Origin of the sequence: Providencia sp. M-27 (assembly GCF_011077905.1) — a bacterium.
Classification (GTDB): Bacteria; Pseudomonadota; Gammaproteobacteria; order Enterobacterales; family Enterobacteriaceae; genus Providencia; species Providencia huaxiensis.
This window is the reverse complement of record NZ_JAALBT010000054.1, coordinates 1-1,905: the sequence shown is the minus strand read 5'-3', so window position 1 is coordinate 1,905 and position 1,905 is coordinate 1. Positions and strand designations below refer to the sequence as shown.

The following is a 1,905-nucleotide window of genomic DNA, read 5'->3' as shown; positions in this document are numbered from 1 at the left end:
CACCATTAGTAATAAAACAACACCCGCAACCAGTGTCGATAATCGACCTCGGCCACCCGATTTTATATTGATAATGGATTGACCGATCATCGCACATCCTGCCATCCCGCCAATAAATGCAGTGGCTATATTGGCAATGCCTTGCCCTTTACATTCTCGATTTTTATCACTGGTTGTATCCGTCAAATCATCCACAATCGTTGCAGTCATCATTGATTCCAATAAGCCAACAACAGCAAGCGCTAATGAGTAGGGTAATATGATAAGTAGCGTTTCAATATTCAAGGGAATATCGGGCAAAAGAAAGATAGGCAAACTGTCAGGCAGAACGCCCATATCACCAACCGTTCGGATATCAAGACCAAGCCATATTGAAATTATCGTTAATACAACAATACACACTAATGGAGACGGAATGGTTTTATTGACTAATGGAAACAGATAGATAATCCCTAAGCCTGCCGCGGTCATTGCATAAACATGCCAACTCACATTGGTTAATTCAGGGAGTTGCGCTAAAAAAATCAAGATAGCCAGCGCATTAACAAATCCCGTTACCACCGAACGTGAAACAAATCGCATTAAATTACCGAGCTTTAAATATCCTGCGATAACTTGAAATATCCCGGTTAATACCGTCGCAGCTAATAGGTACTGAAGGCCATGTTCTTTCACCAGAACGACCATTAAAAGTGCCATTGCACCAGTTGCCGATGAAATCATGCCGGGGCGCCCCCCGATAAAAGCGATAATTACCGCAATAGAAAATGCGGCGTATAACCCAACTTTGGGGTCGACGCCTGCAATAATTGAAAATGCGATGGCTTCAGGAATTAACGCTAAAGCAACAACAATACCGGCTAGGACATCCCCACGGATGTTACCCAGCCAGTCCTGACGAGAGGAGGACAAAAGCATATTAGACTACCTTGTAATCTATCAATCCCAAGATGGGAGAGTATATTTTAAATAAACGAAATTATCCCAAAGAAGGGATGTGGAAATTGGCTGATTTAGTATCAACCTAAAAGGAAGGGGGTATCTCAGGGTGGAGTAAGGCGCATAATATGATCAGCTGTTCCTATGAATAGTATATTTTTTTAAAATACCAATATCAACGACCTTAAGCAAGTACCGGATTAACATGAGCGTACTGATGCCATACATCGGTACGCTCATCATGATAAATATCGTCAGTGATTTACTTTACTCTAATGCCTTGTTTATCAACAATAACCTCACCATCTTCTTTGATAAATTCACGTTGTTGCGGATGAGGTAATATATCCAATACGACTTCTGAAGGTCGGCAAAGTTTAGTTCCTATTGGCGTAACAACAATGGGTCTATTAATCAGTATTGGGTACTGCAACATAAAATCAATCAGTTGGTCATCGGTATAAATATCATTTTCTAAAGCTAATTGTTCATACGGTTCAACATTTTTTCGTAGTAACGCCCTTACCGTGATATTCATATCAGCAATAAGTTGTACTAACATATCTTTAGTCGGCGGTGTTTCTAAATAATAAATAATCGTTGGCTCAACGCCGCTATTGCGGATCATAGCAAGCGTATTGCGTGAAGTGCCACAATTTGGATTGTGATAAATGGTAATTTCATTCATTCGGTTAGCCTTAATTTAACAGTGAAAGTCGAAGCACTAAAGCAACGAGAGTGACGGTAAGTACAGGGAGTGTCATGATGATCCCTGTTTTAAAATAGTATCCCCATGTAATGCTCATGTTCTTTTGTGATAAAACATGCAGCCACAGCAACGTCGCCAAACTCCCTATAGGTGTAATCTTAGGCCCCAAATCGGCACCAATCACATTGGCATAAACCATTGCTTGTTGAATTAGCCCTGACGCTTCACTCCCTTCAATGGATAAAGCACCAATTAAT

The 1,905-nt window shown here is 40.7% G+C and carries 3 protein-coding genes; all 3 read right to left on the bottom strand.

Annotation, left to right across the window (positions count from 1 at the left end):
• The coding region (locus tag G6Q48_RS21880; RefSeq protein ID WP_166268398.1) for a SulP family inorganic anion transporter at positions 1 to 918 on the bottom strand (918 nt) is incomplete at its 3' end.
• 283 nt (positions 919 to 1,201) lie between these two features.
• A complete protein-coding gene (arsC, locus tag G6Q48_RS21875) occupies positions 1,202 to 1,627 on the bottom strand; it encodes a glutaredoxin-dependent arsenate reductase (RefSeq protein ID WP_042849113.1) in 426 nt (141 codons plus the stop codon).
• Between the two features lie 10 nt (positions 1,628 to 1,637).
• On the bottom strand, positions 1,638 to 1,905 hold a 268-nt coding region (locus G6Q48_RS21870; protein WP_305849365.1), incomplete at its 5' end, for an ArsB/NhaD family transporter.

Bases quoted from the DNA above. Each gene is read 5' to 3' on its own strand.
- arsC (WP_042849113.1), bottom strand. From the start codon at position 1,627: ATGAATGAAATTACCATTTATCACAATCCAAATTGTGGCACTTCACGC.